We start from the raw sequence: 19,415 nt of genomic DNA on the forward strand, positions 1-19,415 counted from the left end.
GGAGTTCAACCAATGTCCATCAAAACCACCGCTCTTGCGACCGCCGCAGCTCTGGCCCTGTTCGCACCGGCCGCCTTTGCCGATCATCACACGGGCGAGAAACCAATTGCCGATGCCGCGGCCGCCAGCGATGATTTCAAAACCCTTGCTGCCGCCGTCGATGCCGCCGGTCTGACCGAGACGCTCAATGGCGATGGCCCCTTTACCGTCTTCGCGCCGACCGATGAGGCCTTTGCAGCACTTCCCGCAGGCACGGTCGATACGCTTCTCGAACCCGCAAACAAAGCCAAACTGACCTCCATCCTGACCTGCCATGTGGTCGATAAGGAGGTGATGTCCGCTGCCCTGACCAAAATGATCGACGACAATAACGGCACTGCCGAGATCCCGACGCTGGGCGATTGCACGCTGCAGGCCATGGTGAAAGATGGCAAAGTCATGATCGAGGATCCAGCAGGCGATATGGTCGAGGTCACCAAGGCCGATATCGAGGAAAGCAATGGTGTGATCCATGCGATCGACGGTGTGCTGATGCCGGCATCCAGCTGAGTTTGGAATGGCGCAGGGGCTGTCCCTGCGCCATTTGCCTTACCGGCGTTTCAGCAACAACAGAAGCGCCACTCCGCATAGAACAGCCGAAAGAATGGCAAATCCTATACTCAGAGGCGCCAGAGGCGTGACAAGGGTCAGAAGCCCGAACAGCACCACCGGCACCGAGATCGAGACATAGCTGACCACGAAATAGAGCGAGATGACGCCCGCGCGCTGGTCCTCGGGAGCGGCCGCACCGATGGCGCCCATCCCCGAGCGGAAGGCCAGCCCATGGCCGATTCCCGCAATCAGCGTCGAGACCAGCAGGAAGGTCAGGCTGCGCAGATCGAAGGCCCATGCGATCAGCGCCGCCCCCAGCCCCAGCACGAAACAGCCCAAGGGCGCGCGGATCTTTTCGGGCAGGCGGTCCACGATCATCTGACCGAGTGTGGAGGCCAGAAACAGGAAACCGGCCACAAATCCGATCAGAAAATGGCTGTCATGGCCCATTTCCTTCGACAGGAAACCCGGGATCACCGCAGAGTAGAAACCGCATACCATGAAGCCTGCAATCGCGGCGATGGCCGCAGGGGCGAAGGCTGCGCGCACCTCTTCGGGTAGCGCCAGTTTCTGCGGGGCAAGATCGGGCGAGCGGACCTTCTGCACCTTTTCCGGCACGCGCAGATAAAGGAGTGTGGCCAGCGCGATCAGCACCAGATGCAGGATATAAGGGGTGACCAGCGGATGGGGCAGGGTCTCGGCCACAGCGCCCGCCATGATCGGTCCGAGCCCGAGCCCGCCCATATTCACCGCAGTGGCCGTCAGCACGCCCATCTTCTCGCGCCCTTTTGGCACGAGATCCATCACCGCCGCCGTGGCGGTGGAGGCGAAGAGCCCTGCCGAGAGGCCCGAGATCACCCGCCCGAGCAGGATCAGCCAGAGATTTCCTGCCAGACAGAAGACGATATCGGCAAGGACAGAGCAGGCGATACCTGCGTAAAGCACCGGTTTGCGGCCAATCTGGTCCGACCAGCGTCCGGTGAGGAGAAGCGCTGCGATCACACCTGCCGCATAGACCGCGAAAATCACCGTGATCATGACCTGCGAGAGGTCCAGCTCCTGCGTATAGATCGTATAAAGCGGCGTGGGTAGAGTGGTGCCCGACATGGCAAAGAAGAAGGTCAGCGCGGTAATCACGAACATGCCGAAGCCCGAACGATCTGCGCCGGTATCATGGGTGGAAGATGCGGACATGAAATTACCTTTTGGCCGAATGGCATTAAAAAGCCTGCCCACGCATGCAGACAGGCCGTTGTTGTAGCGCCGATTTTACGCGAGGCGACCACCGCCATCGATAAAGGAGGTCGTGCCTGTCATATAGGGGTTCTCCATCAGGGCAATGGCCTGAATGGCGATATGTTCGGGTTTGCCGACCTGCCCGACAGGGAGCGTCTCGGCGGCATTGTCGAACATCTTCTTGCGGCCATCGCCCTCGAGGCTGTCATACATCTCGGTCATCACGAGACCGGGCGAGATGCAGTTGACGCGCACGGGCGCAAGCTCCAGCGCCAGCCCGCGGGTGAGCCCTTCGAGCCCCGCATTGATCGCGCCTTGGATGGCCGCGCCCGGTTTGGGGCGCACTGACAGGAAGCCCGAGACAAGCGTGATCGAGCCGCCCTCTTTGACCTTGGCGAATTTCGTCACGCGGTAGGCACCCCAGAATTTGGAATTTACCGAGGCATAGGCATCTTCCAGCGGCAGCTCGCGCACGGCAGAGACCTTGGTGCTGGCCGCCGAGCAGAAGACATGGTCGAACGCGTCGTGACCCTTGAAAAAGGTCTCTAGCGCCTCGGCATCGCCGGTATCGAGCGAGACACCCTCGGCACCTTCCAGCTTGGCCAGTGCCGCGTCGATCTTGTCTTGCGAGCGCGAGGCGATGGTGACTTTGGCACCTGCCTTCACAGCCGCCTCCGCCACGCCGAAGCCGATGCCGGAAGCCCCCCCGAAGACCAGAACGGATTTGCCGGTTAGATCACTCATCTCACACCTCTTCTGTAGCTTTGCGGGGGTCGGGGATCAGGCGTTCGGACGCCTGCGGGTTGTCATAGGACATCGGCGCGGGAAGCTGTTCGAACTCGATCAGCATGCCCCAAGGGGTAAAGCCGAAGCGTCCGCGATTGCCGCGACCCTCTTCCTGATCGCTCAGATCATAGGGGCCTTCCAGCAGCTCACCGCCCGCCTTGGCAAAGGCGTCGGAGGCCGCGTCGATATCGTCGACCGTCACGCTGATATGGTTGATACCCAGATTGGCGATATTGTCGCGCGGCTGGTCATCGGGCTGATCAATCTCGAAGATCTCCATATTGGCGCCATTGCCGAAGCGCATGGTGGAGACCGCCACGATCTTGCGGCCCGAGCGCAGCCCGTTCTTGGGGCCGAGCGCGCTTGCGGGGAGCGGATCGCGGGATTTGTCGGTCAGCGAGAACATCACTTCGGCGCCGAAAACGTCCTCGAAGAATTTCACTGCCTCCGCGTGGTCGGGGACGGTGATGCCGACATGTTCGATGCCACGGAAATTGGCTTGGCGGGGGGAGGGGGTGCTCATGGGATAACCTTCCTTTCACGAAATTCGTCAATCAGTTTCAAGAACATCGCAGAACTGTCCACCGTGGTTCCAAAGCCTGCCTGACGAATGCGTGTGGTTGACGAGACGACATCCCAATCGCAGTTGAAAATGAAGTCCCCAAAGCCCCATGCGGCGAGCTTCTCGAAGGGCACATCGACCAGACCGTATTTCTCGCGGATGCTGTCCCAGAGCGGGCCCTTGTCGGCCATCATCTCGGCAAGGGAGATCGGCATCGGCTCGCCCGGATCCATATCAAGATGTCTGGCGATGCGCTTCCACAGGTGGTTCCAGCGGAAGATATCACCATTGGTGAGGTTATATTCGCCCTCGGGTGCCTCGATCGCGGCCCATGCCGAGCCTTGCGCAAGCTGCGTCGCATCGGTCACTTGTGCCAGCTTGCCATAACAGGTGGCCGTGCCCGGAAAACGCAGCGGCAGCCCCAGTTCCTTACAAATCGCCGCATAGACCGCGATCACCATCGACAGGTTCATCGGGTTGCCGATGGCAAAGCCGCAGACCACATCCGGGCGCAGCACAACGCGGTCCCATGACTTGCCCTCCGCATAGCCCGTCAGCCAGTCCTCTTGGTCATAATAGAACATGGGCGGCATGACGCGGGGATCATCCTCATGAGCAGGCGTCGAGAACGCCCCCAGATGTGCGCCGTAATACTTGGCGCCCTCGTAGAGCACGACGCGTTCCAGATCGGGGGAGGCCGCCTCGACCCCTTTGACGAAGCTCTGCAGCATCGTCAGGTTCGCCTCGACCTGCGTTCTGGGGTCGTCATGTTCCTGATAGGCGGCGTAGAAGGCATGGGTAAAGGGCCCCGCCTCCGCCAGCGCGCGCGCCGCAGCCGTTTCATCGAGGAGGTCTGCGGAGACATAGGTCGCTTTCGTGTCGAAATCGGGGGAGCGGCGGGAGATCGCTGTGACGCGCCAACCAAGCGTGTCGGCCAGATAGGTGACCAGATTGCGCCCGATGACGCCAAGGCCACCGGCCACGATCGCATGGGGAGTAGACATGATACCTCTTCGCATATTCATAGACTCGGGTCGTGGCACCGCGCCGGAGCAAGGCGCCATCCGAGGCAATCTAATGCGGGGCGGGCAGGGGCAATCTACGGATCACAACAGACAGTGTTTCGTGAAGCCGAAGAATGGCGGATCAGAACCACTGGCCCGGTTCGATCAGGCCCAGATCCAGAAGCTGGCGCGAATTCCACTGGAAGGGCACGGCATTATACCAGCGGAAATCCTGAATGGCCCAGCTCGAGCCGGGATTGGTCTTCAGCGCCTTGGCCGCGCGGAACGACAGGATCGCGCCGGTCAGGTTATGGTGCCACGGGCAAGAATAGGTGTTGTATTCCTCGTCGTTGAAGGTGTGGTCCATCCGCAGTTTCAGGCCCGGCGCTGCGCTGAACAGCCCGATCCGGTCGATCTTGCGGCGGCTCTCGCGGACATGCTCCTCGAACCGCCAGCGCAACCCGCCGAAGAAGTCGAGCTGCCGGTCCTTGGCACGGTTCTCGTTGGCCGGATCGGGGCGGGCCAGCGCGTAATAGCCCGCGCGGTCCAGCATGGCGTCCTCGCGGCAGACGCCGTTTGGATGGGCGCCCAGATCGGCAGTGTAGAGATCGATGACATAGGTCAGCATCGCCGGCCGCCGCTCTTCGGTATGGAAGGCCAACAGCTCGCCCACTCCACGGGTCTCGCTAAAGGGATAGAACAGGTATTCGGCGTTATAGCAGTAATAGAGCCAGACCTTGGGCGGGGCCAGACGAATCGCCAGATTGACGGCCTCGACCGTTGCCCCCGGTTCGTGGGTGTCATGATCGACGCGGTGGACGCGCGTCTCCAGCGCCTCGGGCAGGGCGAGCCCTACCGGCATGAAGGCGATCACCTGCGCGAAGCCGCAAGCCAGATGGTGGAGCAGGGTGCTTTCCAGCTCGACCTCATCCTCGACGAGAATCAATGCGACGGGCCCTGCGGCGAACAGGGATTGGCCCTTGCTGGCAAAGTCTTCGAGGGAGGTGAATTGCATGGATCTTCCGGCCTTTTCCAAGAGATTTTCCCATGCGGCAGCTGAATGCAAGACCGGACGCGCGATGCAGGGGCCGAGGGGCATTCTTGCACCACTGTTACGGCGGCGCAGAGGGTTAGTTTTGGGGAAGCGCATTCACTTTTCCGGGCCCTATGCTTGCCCGAAAGGGCAATCTCGGCTATCGGGCAGGCTGCGCCATCCCCCAAGCCCGCCCGCCAGGAGATTTCCGATATGTCCGACCCCAAGCCCGAGACTGCCGCAGCCCCTGCCGCCGTACCGGTTCTGAAAAAGCTGCATATCAAGACCTATGGTTGCCAGATGAATGTCTATGACAGCGAGCGGATGGCCGAGGCGATGGGGGCCGAGGGCTATGTGCTGACCGATCTGGCCGAAGAGGCCGATATGGTGCTGCTCAACACCTGCCATATCCGCGAGAAAGCCGCCGAGAAGGTCTATCACGAGCTGGGCCGCCTGCGCCCGCTGAAGGACGCGAACCCCGATCTCAAGATCGGGGTGGCGGGCTGTGTGGCGCAGGCCGAGGGACAGGAGATCCGCCGCCGGATGCCGCTGGTGGATCTGGTCGTGGGGTCGCAAAGCTATCACAAGCTGCCCGCGATGGCGCGTGCGGTGGAGCAGGGCAAGAAGCCGGTGGATACCGATTTTCCCGTCGAGGATAAATTCGAGCACCTGCCCGAACGCCCCGTGCAGGCGCGCCCCAGCGCCTTTCTGACGGTGCAGGAAGGCTGCGACAAGTTCTGCGCCTTCTGCGTGGTGCCCTATACCCGCGGGGCCGAGGTCTCGCGACCTGCCGCGCGCATTCTGGGCGAGGCACGCAAGCTGGTCGAGAAGGGGGTGCGCGAGATCACGCTTCTGGGCCAGAACGTCAACGCCTATCACGGCGAGGGCGAAGATGGCACATGGTCGCTGGCGCGTCTGGTGCGCGCACTGGCCAAGATCGAGGGGCTGGACCGTATCCGCTACACCACCTCGCATCCCAATGACATGGAAGACGATCTTATCGCTGCCCATGGCGACGAGCCGAAGCTGATGCCCTATCTGCATCTGCCGGTGCAATCTGGCTCGGACCGCATCCTCAAGGCCATGAACCGCAAACATACGGCGGCGGAGTATATCCGCCTGATCGAGCGTATCCGTGCCGCGCGTCCCGATCTGGTGCTGTCGGGCGATTTCATCGTGGGCTTCCCCGGCGAGACCGATGCGGATTTCGAGGAGACGATGGAGCTGGTGCGCAAGGTAGGCTATGGCGCGGCCTATACATTCAAATACTCCGCCCGCCCGGGTACGCCCGCGGCCGAACGCAAGGACGCGGTGCCTGCCGAGGTGGCGGAGGCGCGGCTGCGCAGGTTGCAGGAGCTGACCATCAGCCAGCAGCGCGCCACGCAGGATGCGATGGTGGGGCGCGAATGCACGGTGCTCTTCGAGAAGCCCGGCCGCTGGGAGGGCCAGTGGATCGGCAAATCCGACTATCTTCAGGCGGTGTTCGTGAAGGGCGAGGGTCTGGCACCCGGGATGCTGGCGCGGGTGCGGATTGTCGGCGCTGGTCCCAATTCGCTCGAAGGCGAGCTGATCTGATCCAGCTCCTCCCGTTGGACAGATTCGCGGTAGATGACGTAAGGGGAAACAATTTGCGCTCAGGATGCAGGCTGTTTCCATAATTGCGCCAATGCGCCGCGTCTTTACGCTTCCATTGCGTCACTTTTTTGCTAAGCTACCGTGAATTAGTGACTTTGCCGCTCTTTGCACGATAGTCCCGTGGCATCGATGGCATATTGGGGGACGAGACGGTGATTGGCACTCTCTTGCAGAAAATAAAGCCGGCGCTCGGCGTCGCTATGGCAGCTGGTATGGTCTTCGCCTCCGGCTTTGCCCCGGTCGAAGCACAACAGACCCGCGCCGAGAAATATATTCCGGGCATCTGGATCGACCCCGACGGATGCGAGCACTGGGTCATGGATGATGGCGCGGAAGGCTATATGGACAACCGCATCACGCGCGACGGTCGCCCGGTCTGCCACCGTAATGTCTGCGGGATCATCCCGACCGATACGCTCTTTGCCACCGACCGCTCGCAGATCTCGGCTTCGGGTCGGGAATATCTGCGCAACTTCTTCCGCACCGCGCAGGCGCGCAGCTTCATCATTACCGGCCATACCGATAGCCGCGCCTCGGACGAGTATAATATGAAGCTCTCCAAGCGCCGTGCCGAAGCCGTGGCAGGTGTTGCACAGGAAGTCGGTGCGCCGGTGCTGGCGGTCAACTGGTATGGCGAGCGCCAGCCGCGATCGACCAATGCGACCCGTGAAGGCATGGCGCAGAACCGTCGTGTCGAAATCATCTGTGTAAAATAAGGGGCCGGTATCATGACTGCCATCAAGACACTCGTGTTGCTGGGACTTGTGGGCGCGATGGGCGCCTGTACCGCCGTCGGTCCCGACAAAAGCCGTGATCGTGGCTGGGGCTCGAAAGATCTGAGCCAGCTGAAAGCCGGTATCTGGATCGATCCCGAAGGCTGTGACCACTGGATCATCGATGACGGTGTGGAGGGGTATCTCTCGGCGCGTCTAGATGATTATGGCAAGCCGATCTGCTCGGGCGCGGGGCCTGCAGCCACGGCCGTTGGTCCGTTCAAATCGGGCTCCGATATTCCCGATCCGACACCGGGCTACTGATTCTCGCGCCAACCGGCCCGAGATCCAAAGACGACATGTTTTCCGGAGCCGTGCGATCAGCCGCGCGGCTCTTTTTCTGTCTGGACGGTAAATTTTCTGCCATGGGGTGATGCCTGCAAAAAGCAAGACTTGCGTAACCCTGATCTTGGGGGCACCATATGTATTAGGAATCCAGCCAGGAGGTAGTATTTGGGCTTTAGTGCGATAACCCCCCCGCCCAGCTCTCAGGATGCCCGCGAGACACTTCTCGAGTTTCCTGATAATAAACTTCTGATCGACCTTTGCGGCGAGTTTGACCGCAATCTCGCACAGGTCGAACAAGCCCTTGCGGTGCATATCCTGCGGCGCGGCAACCAGCTTGCCGTTGTAGGTGCCCCCGAGGCCCAAGCCCAGGCGGCGGCGGTGCTCCAGCATCTCTACCAGCGGTTAGAGGCCCAGAAACCCATCGAAACCGGCGATATCGACGCGGCGCTACGGGCAACCGAGCTCGGTCAGGGTTCGACGAGCTTCGAGGACCAGCTGGAGATGTTCGCCAAGGGGCATTACGAGATCCGCACCCGCAAGAAGCAGGTCGAGCCCCGCACCGAGGCGCAAAAAGCCTATGTGCGTAACCTCTTCGAGAACGAGATGGCCTTCGGTATCGGCCCTGCAGGGACCGGCAAGACCTATCTGGCGGTGGCGGTCGGTGTGACAATGCTGATCTCCGGCGAGGTCGACAAGATCCTGCTGTCGCGTCCGGCGGTCGAGGCGGGCGAGCGTCTGGGCTTCCTGCCTGGCGACATGAAGGACAAGGTCGACCCTTACATGCAGCCGCTCTATGACGCGCTCAACGACTTCCTGCCGCAAAAGCAGCTGGCGAAACTCATGGAGGACAAGCGCATCGAGATCGCACCGCTGGCCTTCATGCGCGGGCGCACGCTCTCGAATGCCTTCGTGGTGCTTGATGAGGCGCAGAACGCCACGACCATGCAGATGAAGATGTTCCTGACCCGTCTGGGCCAGGGCTCGCGCATGGTGATCACCGGCGACCGGTCTCAGGTCGACCTGCCGCGCGGCATGCCCTCTGGCCTTGCCGATGCCGAGCGCATTCTGGACGGGGTGGACGGGATTTCCTTTAACTACTTCACCTCCAAGGATGTCGTGCGTCACCATCTCGTGGCCAAGATCATCAATGCCTACGAAAAAGCCGAAGGCTGATTCAGGCGAGATACTGACCGGAAAGCGGGGCTTCGGCCCCGTTTTCTTTTGCACTCCCCTTATATTTGCCTAATTAATAGTCAATCGCCGCCGCCATATTTCGCAATTTCCCGAAAAAATGGTGCGGTCGGGGGAGATAACGGACGGAACTACTTTTTTTGACTCGCTGATCAACGCAAGCTGATCACAGACTAAGGCACGATCCGACTGTCATGTGAGCGTTAAAAAAACGGCATAACACCAGCTCACGGCGGATCGCGCCATAAACCGATTTCGGGGAGAGAAAAGAGTGACGGTTAAATCGATCAAATGGCTCGCAGGGGCCGCAGCGCTTCTGGCAAGCACCGCAATGGTTCAGGCGCAAGACCTGTCGGAACTGGAAGCGGCAGCCAAGAAGGAAGGCATGCTGACCACCATCGCGCTGCCGCATAGCTGGTGCGGCTATGGCGATGTCATCGCGGGCTTCAAGGCGAAATACCCCGAGATCAATGTTAACGAGCTGAACCCCGATGCGGGCTCGGCAGACGAGCTGGAAGCCGTGCGTGCCAATAAAGGCAATACCGGCCCGCAGGCCCCTGATGTGCTAGATGTGGGTCTGTCCTTCGGTCCGCAAGCCAAGGAAGAGGGGCTCTTGCAGCCGTATAAGGTCTCGACCTGGGACGAGATCCCAGATGCGGTCAAAGATGCCGATGGCTACTGGTATGGCGATTATTACGGCGTCATGTCCTTCATGATCAATAAGGACCTGATCGACACCAATCCCGAGGACTGGTCGGACCTGCTGAAGCCCGAATATGCGGGCTCGGTGGCGCTGGCGGGCGATCCGCGTGCCTCGAACCAGGCGATCCTCGCCGTTCTGGCAGCCGGTATGGCCGAAGGTGGTGCCGCAGGTAAGGAAGCGGGCGAGAAGGGTCTCGAGTTCTTCAAGAAGATGAACGATGCGGGCAACTTCGTCCCCGTTATCGGCAAGGCGGGCACGCTGGCACAGGGGGCCACCCCGATCACCATCATGTGGGACTATAACGCCTTGGCCGCGCGCGACACGCTCAACGGCAACCCGCCGGTCGAGGTTGTGGTGCCGAAATCGGGCGTGTTGGCAGGCGTCTATGTGCAGGGGATCTCGGCCCATGCGCCGCACCCGAACGCCGCCAAGCTCTGGATGGAATATCTCTATTCGGATGAAGGCCAGAACCTCTGGCTGAAGGGCTATTGCCACCCCGCGCGCTTCACCGCCATGTCCAAGGCGGGCAAGGTGCCGCAGGAACTGCTCGATGCGCTGCCGCCGGCAGAAGCCTATGATCAGGCCTATTTCCCGACGCTCGACGAGCAAGCGGGCAACAAGGACGCCGTGGTTGGCGGCTGGGATAGCGTCGTCGGCTCTAACGTCCAGTAAATGTTGATTTGCGATACCCCTGCGCCCCGGGCGTGGGGGTATCTTGTTTAGTCGAAGCGGAAACCCTGTGGCCGACCTCCCTCCCGTCAATCGCCGGATCAGTCTGACATGGCTTGGGCTCTTGCCCTTCATTGCCTTTATCGTGCTGTTTCTGGTTCTGCCCACGATGAAGATCGTGGTGGGGGCCTTCCAGCGCCCCGATGGCAGCTTCACGCTTGCCAATCTTGCGGGGCTGTTCACGCCCACGATCCTCAGCTCTTACTGGATCTCGATCAAGATCTCGCTGGCCTCCTCGGCCATCGGCTGTTTGGTGGGCTTCCTGATGGCGGCGGGGATGGTGCTGGGCGGCCTGCCCAAAGCGATCCGCTCGCCGCTTCTGACATTCTCGGGGGTTGCCTCGAACTTTGCCGGTGTGCCGCTGGCCTTCGCCTTTCTGGCAACCCTCGGGCCGCTTGGCCTTGTGACCATGTTCCTGCGCCATGAATTCGGCATCAACCTGCGGGCCATGGGGTTCAATATCCTCAGCTTCTGGGGTCTTACGATCACCTATCTCTTCTTCCAGATCCCGCTCATGATCCTGATCATCACGCCCGCGCTCGATGGTCTCAAGCGCGAATGGCGCGAGGCGGCGTCCTGCCTTGGCGCGAGTGGCGCGCAATACTGGCGCATCGTCGCGCTGCCGATCCTCTTCCCGACGATCCTTGGCACTTTCGCGCTTCTCTTTGCCAATGCGTTCGGCGCCGTGGCCACCGCCATCGCGCTCACCGGCTCCTCGCTCAATATCGTGCCGATCATGCTTTTCGCGCAGATCCGCGGTGATGTGCTGGGCGACCCTCACTTGGGCTATGCAATGGCCTTCGGGATGATCCTCGTGACGGGGCTCGCCAATGTGATCTATATCCTGCTTAGGATGCGCTCGGAGAGGTGGCTGAAATGACCAAGGCAGCCTCGTGGGCCATCATGATCCTCGGCATCCTCTATTTCGTGTTGCCGCTCTGGGGGATGGTCGAATTCTCGCTTTCGATGCGCCGCGGCGTCTATAGTTTCGATGCCTATACGGCGGTGCTCTCGGACCCGCAATTCCGCCAGACTTTCAGCTATTCGGTGCTGATGGCGCTTCTGACGATCCTCTTCGGCATCCTGCTGGTGGTGCCCACGGCCTTCTGGGTGCAACTCAAACTGCCGCGACTGCGCCCGCTGATCGAGTTCATCACACTGATGCCGCTGGTTATTCCGGCGATCGTGACCGTGTTCGGCTACATCCGGCTTTACAATACATCAAGCTGGCTGCCGCTGACCGGCACCACTTTGGGCACCAATTTCCTTCTGGTGATGGGCTATGCCACGCTGTCGCTGCCCTATATGTATCGTGCGGTCGATACGGGGCTGCGCAGCATCGATGTGGCCACGCTCACCGAGGCCGCGCAATCGCTTGGCGCGGGCTGGGTGCGTATCATCGGACAGATCATCCTGCCCAATGTGCTGGTGGCGGTGCTCTCGGGCTCGTTTGTGACCTTCGCCATTGTCATGGGCGAGTTCACGATGGCGGCACTTCTCAACCGTCCGGCCTTCGGACCATATCTGCAACTCATGGGCGCCAACAAAGCCTATGAGCCCTTCGCATTGGCGACCATCGCCTTTGTCATCACTTGGGCCTGCATGGGGCTGATCCAGCTGGTCACACGTTTCACCAAACATACCAAGGCGGGTCGATGAGTTTCCTGACGATTTCCCATCTGGAGAAAAGCTTCGGCGCGACCCGCGTCGTGAAGGACTTCAATCTCGATATCGAGAAAGGCGAGTTCATCTCGCTCCTCGGTCCTTCGGGCTGTGGCAAGACCACCGTGTTGCGCATGGTGGCGGGGTTCGAGAGCCCGTCTGCAGGGTCCATCACCATCGATGGGCGCGAGGTGTCTTCGCTCAAGCCCAACCAGCGTAATATCGGCATGGTGTTTCAGGCCTATGCGCTGTTTCCCAACCTGACGGTGGCGCAGAATGTGGGCTTTGGTCTGAAGGTTCAGGGCACGCCTGCACGCGAGATCGCGCCGCGTGTGGCCGAAATGCTGAAGCTGATCGGCCTGCCGGAGATGGGCGCACGCTATCCCTACCAGCTCTCGGGCGGGCAGCAGCAGCGGGTGGCACTGGCGCGTGCACTTGCGCCCAAGCCGCAGGTCTTGTTGCTCGACGAACCCCTTTCGGCACTTGATGCCAAGGTGCGGGTCAGTTTGCGTAACGAGATCCGCATGATCCAGAAAGAGCTGGGGATCACCACCATATTCGTGACCCATGATCAGGAGGAGGCGCTGTCGATGTCGGACCGGATCGTGGTCATGCATCAGGGCATCGCCGACCAGATCGGCACGCCGTTCGAGATCTACAACACCCCCGCGACCCGCTTTGTGGCAGGCTTCGTGGGCACGCTCACCACGCTACAGGCACAGGTGATCGACGGGGCTGCGGGCCATGTGCGGATCGGGGCCAATGATCTGTGGATCTACCGTGAGGTCACGGGGCCGGAGATCACGCTCGGTCTGCGTCCGGAGATGCTCCGGCTGGGAGTGGCGGATTTTGACGCGGGCGAGGCACAGCTGGGCGGCACTATCCTCGATGTCGATTTTCTGGGCTCGGTCATCCGCCTGAAGGTCGATCTGGGCGGCGAGACGCTGGCGGTAGACCTGTTCAACAACACCCGTGCCGCGCCGCCGGAAGTGGGCAGTCAGGTAAGTCTTGCGCTGCACCCCTCGGATGCGCTGGTGATCGGCGGCTGATCGGAGCCGGATCCGTGGCGGGATGTCCGCCACGGCAGGGCCGCTTGGCATCAGGTCTGGTCGTCGCCTGCCAGAAACCCGCCCGATTGCCGCGCCCAGAGACGGGCATAGATCCCGCCCGCATCCAGCAACTCGGCATGGCTGCCCTGTTCGACGATACGGCCCTGATCCATCACCACCAGCCGGTCCATCGCTGCGATGGTGGATAGCCTGTGGGCGATGGCGATCACCGTCTTGCCTTCCATCAGCACCTCGAGCCGCGACTGGATTGCCGCTTCGACCTCGCTATCGAGGGCACTTGTGGCCTCGTCTAGGATGAGGATCGGGGCATCCTTCAGCGCCACACGCGCGATGGCGATCCGCTGGCGCTGACCGCCCGAGAGTTTGACGCCGCGCTCGCCCACATGGGCGTCGAGCCCGTGGCGGCCCTGCGCATCCGAGAGTTGCGGCACGAAACTGTCGGCTTCGGCCATACGCAGGGCATGGGCGATCTGGTCGTCACTCGCGTCGGGGCGGCCATAGGTGATATTGTCGCGCACAGAGCGGTGCAGAAGCGCGCTATCCTGGGTTACCACCCCGATTGCGGCGCGCAGGCTTTCCTGACCGACCTGCGCCACATCCTGCCCGTCGATGGTGATCCTGCCTTCGGGAATGTCGTGGAAGCGCAGAAGAAGGTTGATAAGCGTGGATTTTCCCGCCCCCGAGCGTCCGACCAGCCCGACTTTCTCGCCCGCGCGGATCGTCAGATCAAGATCATCGAGCACGGCCAGCGGGCGCTGTGCCTCGTCTTGGCCATAGCGGAAGGTGACATGATCGAAGCGCACGGCGCCTGCGGTCACCTCCAGCGGTTTCGCATCGGGCGCATCCTGCACAGCACGCGGCAGCGAAAGGCTCGAGATCCCGTCCCGCACCGTGCCGATATTCTCGAAGAGCGCCGCAAATTCCCACATGATCCAATGCGCCATATTGTTGAGCCGCAAGGCCAGCGGCACGGCAATGGCCACGGCGCCCACGGCCAGCTCGCCCGTGGTCCAGAGCCAGAGCCCGATCCCCGTGACAGCCGCCACGAGCCAGACATTCAGCAGGCTCAGCGTGATATCCTGGATCTGCGAGAGCCGCATCTGCCGGTAGACGGTGCCCAGAAACGCGTCCATGCCTGAGCGCATCCACGCCTCCTCGCGGTCGGAATGCGAGAAAAGTTTGACGGTGGCGATATTGGTGTAGCTATCTACGATGCGCCCCGTCATGGCGGAACGCGCATCGGCCTGTTCCTGTGCCACGCGCCCGAGCCGCGGCACGATCCGGCCCAGCATCAGCCCGTATCCCAGCGCCCAGAGCACGAAAGGCAGAGCTAGCCGCCAGTCCTGAGAGGCCGCCAGCGCCAGTGCGCCGATAAAATAGATCACCACATAGCTGCCCACGTCCATGAGCTTCATCGCCACCTCGCGCACGGCCAGCGCCGTCTGCATCAGCCTCTGCGCGATGCGGCCCGCGAATTCGTCCTGAAAATAGCCCACCGATTGCCGCAGCAGATAACGGTAAGCCAGCCAGCGCACCCGCTGCGGGAAATTGCCCAGAAGCGTCTGGTGCATCAGGAGCCCACCGAAGAGATTGAGCCCGGGCAACACGATCACGAGCCCCAACCCCATCAGCGCGATCCGGCCCCAGTTCTCGGCCCAGAAGCTTTCGCGTGGTGTGTCGGACAAGCGGTTCACCAGATCGCCCAGCCAGCTATAGAGCGAGACCTCGACCAGCGCGATCGCCCCCGAGCTGATCGCCAAGAGGACCAACCAGCCGGTTACCCCGCGGCTGTAATGGCGCATGAAAGCCCAGAAGCCTTTGGGCGGCATCATAGGCTGCTCGGAAGGATAGGGGTCGATGCGGCGTTCGAACCAGGAAAACATGGTGGCTCCTGTCGGGTTGAATGGGTCTAGATAGAGTGCCCGCACCGGATGTCACATATGTGACCGGTCAGCGTCCGGCCTTGCGCAGAGCGCGCTCAAGCGCATCGAGAAACCGCGAACGATCGGCTTTGGTGAAGCCCTTGTTGCGGCCCTGCAGGAACGGGTCGGCGGCGCGCATGTCGGTCATCAGATCGCGCATGGCGAGCGCCTGACCCACATTGTTCTCGGTGAGCGCCTCGCCGTCATGGCGCAGCACCTGTGCGCCCGCCGCCACGCATTTGGCTGCCAGCGGGATATCGTTGGTAATCACGACATCACCGCGGCCCGCGCGCTCGGCAATCCACATATCGGCCACATCGGGACCGGCATCCACGACGATCGTCTCGATCAGCGGGTTCTGCGAGGGCCGGATGCCGCCGTTCGAGACGATCTTCATAGATACGCTGTGGCGGCTGCCGACACGCTCGACCTCCGCCTTGACCGGACAGGCATCGGCATCGACATAGATCGTCATTGGAGGCACTCCGTTATAGCTGGTCGTGCTGTAGCCTAAAGCCGGGCTAGGGCCAAGCGGTGAGCGATAATCAGGTAACTTTGCGGTATTCGGCTTTCGTTAAATCATGCAATTCTTTGTCGTTACCGCGTTGATTTCCAGTTCTTTTACAAATTTCGCATAATGCAAATATGTATGAGCCAAGATCCATAAGGCCTTCCACCGGGTCAATTTGGGGCATGAATCAGTAAATTGTTCAAAGGTATAGTTAATGTCAGTTATCAATGTTGGGCAAAGCGCGGGTGGCACCCCGCTTATTATTTCTTCGGTTCGTGGAATGGCATTTCCGAAGGGCTGGTCCGCATCTCGCACAAATGAGTGGCTGTTGAGATCCAATGAAGGCGACATCGGATTATTGGCCCGGATCCCGCTCGATCCGCTCGGTGATATTTCCATCTATGCGGAGGAGCCGGTCTGCCGGAAGGTCATCCAGTCTGTGGCCGAACAGATCCGCCTTTCCGAGACCATTACCCAAGAAATCTATCGGGTGATGGCGGAAAATACCCATGCAGGTAAAGTCGATTTTACGCTTCCCGCTGACTGGATGTTCCGCAAGCGCGGTTGCTGGCAGCTGGTTGCGAAAGGCACGCGCCCTACCGTTCTGGCGGTTTTCGATATCGAAGATGACGATTCACTCGTTTACGGGATCGAGGCTCCCGATGCCCGGGGATTCCTGCAGACGATCATTTCGGAGTTCCGTCGCTGCAAAAAACGCGAGCGCAAGATCCTTGATGCGTTTCGGGATTGCCCACTCGCGGAAAAAGCCCTGCAGCGCAAGGTTATCTAGGGTTCGGGCTTGGTTTCGGGGCCGTGACCGGCCCCGAAACTTCGATCATCAGCCTTGCAGACGGTCCAGGATCCGCACCCAGGACCGGATGCCTTTATGGAAGCTCTTCACGTCATATTTCTCGTTGGGGCTATGGATCGCGTCATCCTCGTTGGCAAAGCCGATCAGCATCGCATCCATACCGAGAATCTCCTTGAAATAGCCCGCAATCGGGATCGAGCCCCCCATACCGGTGATCACCGCCTCGCGATCCCATTCGTCGGTCAGCGCAAGGCGCGCTTTCTCGAATTCGGGGCGGGAGGTATCCATGAAGGCGGCCTTTGCGCCATCAAGGCTCGTATCCCAGTGGATCTCGGCATCCTGTGGGACGCGGGCCTCGAGATGTTTGCGCAGCTTGGTGCGCAAATCGGCGGGGTCCATATCGCCTACCAGACGGCAAGTGATCTTCACATGCGCCTCGGCGGGGATCACAGTCTTGGAGCCCGTGCCCTGATAGCCGCCCCACAGACCGTTGATCTCGACGGTCGGACGCGACCATTGCTGCTCGAGCGTCGAATAACCCTCTTCGCCATGCGCCTTGGTCAGGCCGACACCACCCAGATAGGCCGCCTCGTCGAAGCCGCAGTTCTTCCACATATCGAGCTGCTCGGCCGGAACTTCGGGCACGCCTTCGTAGAAGCCCTCGACCGCCACGCGGCCGGTCTCGTCATGCAGCGAGGCGATGAGTTTCGAGATCTCGCGCAGCGGGTTCAGCGCGGGGCCGCCATAGAAGCCCGAATGCAGGTCGATGCGCGGGCCCTTGAGGGTGAATTCCTCTTTCAGCATGCCGCGCAAGCTGCCCGCGATGGTGGGCACGCCCGGCGAGACCATGCCGGTATCGCAGATCAGCGCCAGATCGGCGGTCAGTTCGGCGGCGTTCTCTTTCATGAAGGGCACGAGCGAGGGCGAGCCTGATTCTTCCTCGCCCTCGAAGAAGATCGTGATGTTGAACGGCAGCGAGCCCGTCTCGTCCTTATAGGCGCGGCAGGCCTCGATGAAGGTCATCAGCTGACCCTTGTCATCGGAAGCCCCACGGCCACGGATCACCTTACCCTTGGGCGTGTCCTCGATCTGCGGCTCGAAGGGGGGTGTGTTCCACAGATTCAGCGGATCGACGGGCTGCACATCGTAATGGCCGTAAAACAGCAGATGCGGCCCTTGGCCCTCATTGCGGGCCACCACCATCGGATGACCGGGGGTCGGGCGCACTTCTGTTTTAAAACCAATGGATTCAAGGTCTTTCTTTAACCATTCTGCGGCCTTGGTGACCTCGGGCGTATAGGCGGGATCGGTCGAGATCGACTGGATACGCAACAGCTCCATCAGACGGCTCATGGCATTATCGAGATCGGTATCGACCCGGTTGAGGACGGCATCCACTGACATAGTTCACTCCTTGTTTGCGCCAGACCCTAGCAATCTGGCGGGGACTGTCCAGACAGGCGCCGAGGAAAGCCGGTCCGCTATCGTCATGGCGGGGTTGCCCCCGCTGCATGGGCTGCGACCAAGCGCGCATTTGAATTTGTTCCGGAAATGCGTATTTAAGTGGCAAGCAAGTCAAACACGCATCTGTAATTTGACCTTTGTCAATGTGAGGTGTGGTAAAGAGGCCTAGTGCTGACCCAGCGAACGGATGCAAGGACAGAACCCATGAATTACGATCAGGCTTTGGATACGGCGATCAACCGGCTTCACGAGGAAGGCCGTTATCGCGTTTTTATCGACCTGGAGCGTGAGAAGGGCGCCTATCCGAAGGCCGTCTGGACCAAAGAGGATGGGACCAAGAAGGATATCACCATCTGGTGCGGCAATGACTATCTGGGCATGGGGCAACATCCGGTTGTTCTGGCTGCGATGCATGAGGCGCTCGATGCCACCGGCGCCGGTTCGGGCGGAACGCGCAATATCTCGGGCACAACCGTTTACCACAAGCGCCTCGAGGCCGAACTGGCCGATCTGCACCGGACCGAAGCCGCGCTCGTTTTCTCCTCGGCCTACACCGCCAATGACGGCACACTCTCGACCCTGCGCAATATCTTCCCCGGTCTGATCATCTATTCCGACGAGCTGAACCATGCCTCGATGATCGAGGGGATCCGTCGTGGTGGCGGCGCCAAGCGCATCTTCCGCCACAACGATCTGGCCCATCTGCGTGAGCTGCTGCAGGCCGATGATCCGGCAACTCCCAAGCTGATCGCCTTCGAGTCGGTCTATTCGATGGATGGGGATTTCGGTCCGATCAAGGAGATCTGTGATCTGGCGAAGGAATTCAACGCCCTGACCTATCTCGACGAGGTCCATGCCGTGGGTATGTATGGCCCGCGTGGGGCAGGCTATGCCGAAGCCATCGGCGAGACCCGTATCGACATGTTCAATGGCACGCTGGGCAAGGCGTTCGGGGTGTTCGGTGGCTATGTCGCGGCGTCGGCGAAAATGGTGGATGCAATCCGCTCCTACGCGCCGGGCTTCATCTTCACGACCTCTCTGCCACCGGTTGTGGCAGCAGGCGCTGCGGCCTCGATCGCGTTCCTCAAAACCGCCGAGGGTCAGGCACTGCGCGACAAGCAGCAGGAACATGCCCGCATCCTGAAGACCCGCCTGAAGGCGATGGGGCTCCCCTTCATCGACCGTGGCAGCCATATCGTGCCGGTCCACGTCGGAAATCCCAAACATTGCAAGGCTCTGTCGGACATGCTGCTCGAAGAGTTCGGCGTCTATGTGCAGCCGATCAACTACCCGACGGTTCCGCGTGGCACCGAGCGGCTGCGGTTCACACCCTCCCCCGTGCACTCCCTCAAGGAGATCGACGGGCTGGTACGGGCGCTCGATAAGCTTTGGGCGCGTTGTGAGCTAAATCGTGCCGAAATGGCAGGTTAACCCATAACTACCG

General features: G+C 61.0%; 19 protein-coding genes. 11 read left to right on the plus strand and 8 right to left on the minus strand.

Annotated features, from left to right (window positions below; translation table 11 throughout):
• Positions 1 to 12: 12 nt before the first annotated feature.
• On the plus strand, positions 13 to 549 hold the full coding sequence (locus tag VSX56_RS05695) for a fasciclin domain-containing protein (RefSeq protein ID WP_350935505.1): 537 nt from the start codon (positions 13 to 15) through the stop codon (positions 547 to 549).
• A 39-nt stretch (positions 550 to 588) separates the two neighbouring features.
• Here the strand turns inward: VSX56_RS05695 and VSX56_RS05700 are convergent, their stop codons facing one another.
• The 5 genes from VSX56_RS05700 to VSX56_RS05720 form a co-directional block, all read right to left on the minus strand.
• The gene (locus tag VSX56_RS05700) at positions 589 to 1,785 is read right to left on the minus strand and encodes an MFS transporter (RefSeq protein ID WP_350935507.1); all 1,197 of its coding nucleotides are present in this window, start codon (positions 1,783 to 1,785) and stop codon (positions 589 to 591) included.
• A gap of 75 nt (positions 1,786 to 1,860) precedes the next feature.
• Positions 1,861 to 2,571, minus strand: a complete 711-nt coding sequence (locus VSX56_RS05705; protein ID WP_350935509.1) for an SDR family oxidoreductase — start codon at positions 2,569 to 2,571, stop codon at positions 1,861 to 1,863.
• A gap of 1 nt (position 2,572) precedes the next feature.
• The gene (locus VSX56_RS05710; protein WP_339115048.1) at positions 2,573 to 3,136 is read right to left on the minus strand and encodes a VOC family protein; all 564 of its coding nucleotides are present in this window, start codon (positions 3,134 to 3,136) and stop codon (positions 2,573 to 2,575) included.
• On the minus strand, positions 3,133 to 4,179 hold the full coding sequence (locus VSX56_RS05715; protein ID WP_339115047.1) for an SDR family oxidoreductase: 1,047 nt from the start codon (positions 4,177 to 4,179) through the stop codon (positions 3,133 to 3,135). Before VSX56_RS05715 ends, VSX56_RS05710 begins: the two co-directional genes overlap by 4 nt.
• 142 nt (positions 4,180 to 4,321) lie before the next feature.
• On the minus strand, positions 4,322 to 5,194 hold the full coding sequence (locus tag VSX56_RS05720) for a hypothetical protein (RefSeq protein ID WP_339115046.1): 873 nt from the start codon (positions 5,192 to 5,194) through the stop codon (positions 4,322 to 4,324).
• 231 nt (positions 5,195 to 5,425) lie between these two features.
• Here VSX56_RS05720 and miaB point away from each other — a divergent pair, with 231 nt between their 5' ends.
• From miaB to VSX56_RS05760, 8 genes are all read left to right on the plus strand, one after another.
• Entirely contained in the window at positions 5,426 to 6,787 is a 1,362-nt protein-coding gene (gene miaB, locus VSX56_RS05725) for a tRNA (N6-isopentenyl adenosine(37)-C2)-methylthiotransferase MiaB (RefSeq protein ID WP_349295748.1), read from the plus strand.
• A gap of 260 nt (positions 6,788 to 7,047) precedes the next feature.
• On the plus strand, positions 7,048 to 7,563 hold the full coding sequence (locus VSX56_RS05730; protein WP_349295747.1) for an OmpA family protein: 516 nt from the start codon (positions 7,048 to 7,050) through the stop codon (positions 7,561 to 7,563).
• 12 nt (positions 7,564 to 7,575) lie between these two features.
• Positions 7,576 to 7,884, plus strand: a complete 309-nt coding sequence (locus VSX56_RS05735; protein WP_330629281.1) for a hypothetical protein — start codon at positions 7,576 to 7,578, stop codon at positions 7,882 to 7,884.
• Between the two features lie 189 nt (positions 7,885 to 8,073).
• On the plus strand, positions 8,074 to 9,081 hold the full coding sequence (locus tag VSX56_RS05740; protein ID WP_350935514.1) for a PhoH family protein: 1,008 nt from the start codon (positions 8,074 to 8,076) through the stop codon (positions 9,079 to 9,081).
• Between the two features lie 349 nt (positions 9,082 to 9,430).
• Positions 9,431 to 10,474 (plus strand): ABC transporter substrate-binding protein, encoded by a 1,044-nt coding sequence (locus VSX56_RS05745; RefSeq protein WP_339115106.1) that lies wholly within the window; start codon positions 9,431 to 9,433, stop codon positions 10,472 to 10,474.
• A gap of 67 nt (positions 10,475 to 10,541) precedes the next feature.
• Entirely contained in the window at positions 10,542 to 11,411 is an 870-nt protein-coding gene (locus tag VSX56_RS05750) for an ABC transporter permease (RefSeq protein ID WP_350935516.1), read from the plus strand.
• Complete coding sequence (locus tag VSX56_RS05755; protein WP_339115042.1) at positions 11,408 to 12,190, plus strand: ABC transporter permease; 783 nt, start codon at positions 11,408 to 11,410, stop codon at positions 12,188 to 12,190. Before VSX56_RS05750 ends, VSX56_RS05755 begins: the two co-directional genes overlap by 4 nt.
• Complete coding sequence (locus tag VSX56_RS05760) at positions 12,187 to 13,242, plus strand: ABC transporter ATP-binding protein (protein WP_350935518.1); 1,056 nt, start codon at positions 12,187 to 12,189, stop codon at positions 13,240 to 13,242. Before VSX56_RS05755 ends, VSX56_RS05760 begins: the two co-directional genes overlap by 4 nt.
• 50 nt (positions 13,243 to 13,292) lie before the next feature.
• Here the strand turns inward: VSX56_RS05760 and VSX56_RS05765 are convergent, their stop codons facing one another.
• Together VSX56_RS05765 and VSX56_RS05770 are read right to left on the minus strand one after the other, a co-directional pair.
• On the minus strand, positions 13,293 to 15,146 hold the full coding sequence (locus VSX56_RS05765) for an ABC transporter ATP-binding protein (protein WP_350935521.1): 1,854 nt from the start codon (positions 15,144 to 15,146) through the stop codon (positions 13,293 to 13,295).
• Between the two features lie 67 nt (positions 15,147 to 15,213).
• Positions 15,214 to 15,660, minus strand: a complete 447-nt coding sequence (locus VSX56_RS05770) for a YaiI/YqxD family protein (RefSeq protein WP_349295742.1) — start codon at positions 15,658 to 15,660, stop codon at positions 15,214 to 15,216.
• A 250-nt stretch (positions 15,661 to 15,910) separates the two neighbouring features.
• Between VSX56_RS05770 and VSX56_RS05775 the strand changes: the two genes are divergently transcribed.
• A complete protein-coding gene (locus VSX56_RS05775; RefSeq protein WP_349295741.1) occupies positions 15,911 to 16,486 on the plus strand; it encodes a hypothetical protein in 576 nt (191 codons plus the stop codon).
• Positions 16,487 to 16,534: 48 nt separating this feature from the next.
• On the opposite strand, the gene VSX56_RS05780 is transcribed toward VSX56_RS05775, so the two are convergent.
• Complete coding sequence (locus VSX56_RS05780; RefSeq protein ID WP_350935524.1) at positions 16,535 to 17,911, minus strand: dipeptidase; 1,377 nt, start codon at positions 17,909 to 17,911, stop codon at positions 16,535 to 16,537.
• A 264-nt stretch (positions 17,912 to 18,175) separates the two neighbouring features.
• Between VSX56_RS05780 and hemA the strand changes: the two genes are divergently transcribed.
• A complete protein-coding gene (hemA, locus tag VSX56_RS05785) occupies positions 18,176 to 19,402 on the plus strand; it encodes a 5-aminolevulinate synthase (RefSeq protein ID WP_339115036.1) in 1,227 nt (408 codons plus the stop codon).
• Positions 19,403 to 19,415 lie beyond the last annotated feature (13 nt).

This window comes from Thioclava kandeliae (assembly GCF_040297545.1).
GTDB classification, from domain to species: Bacteria; Pseudomonadota; Alphaproteobacteria; order Rhodobacterales; family Rhodobacteraceae; genus Thioclava; species Thioclava kandeliae.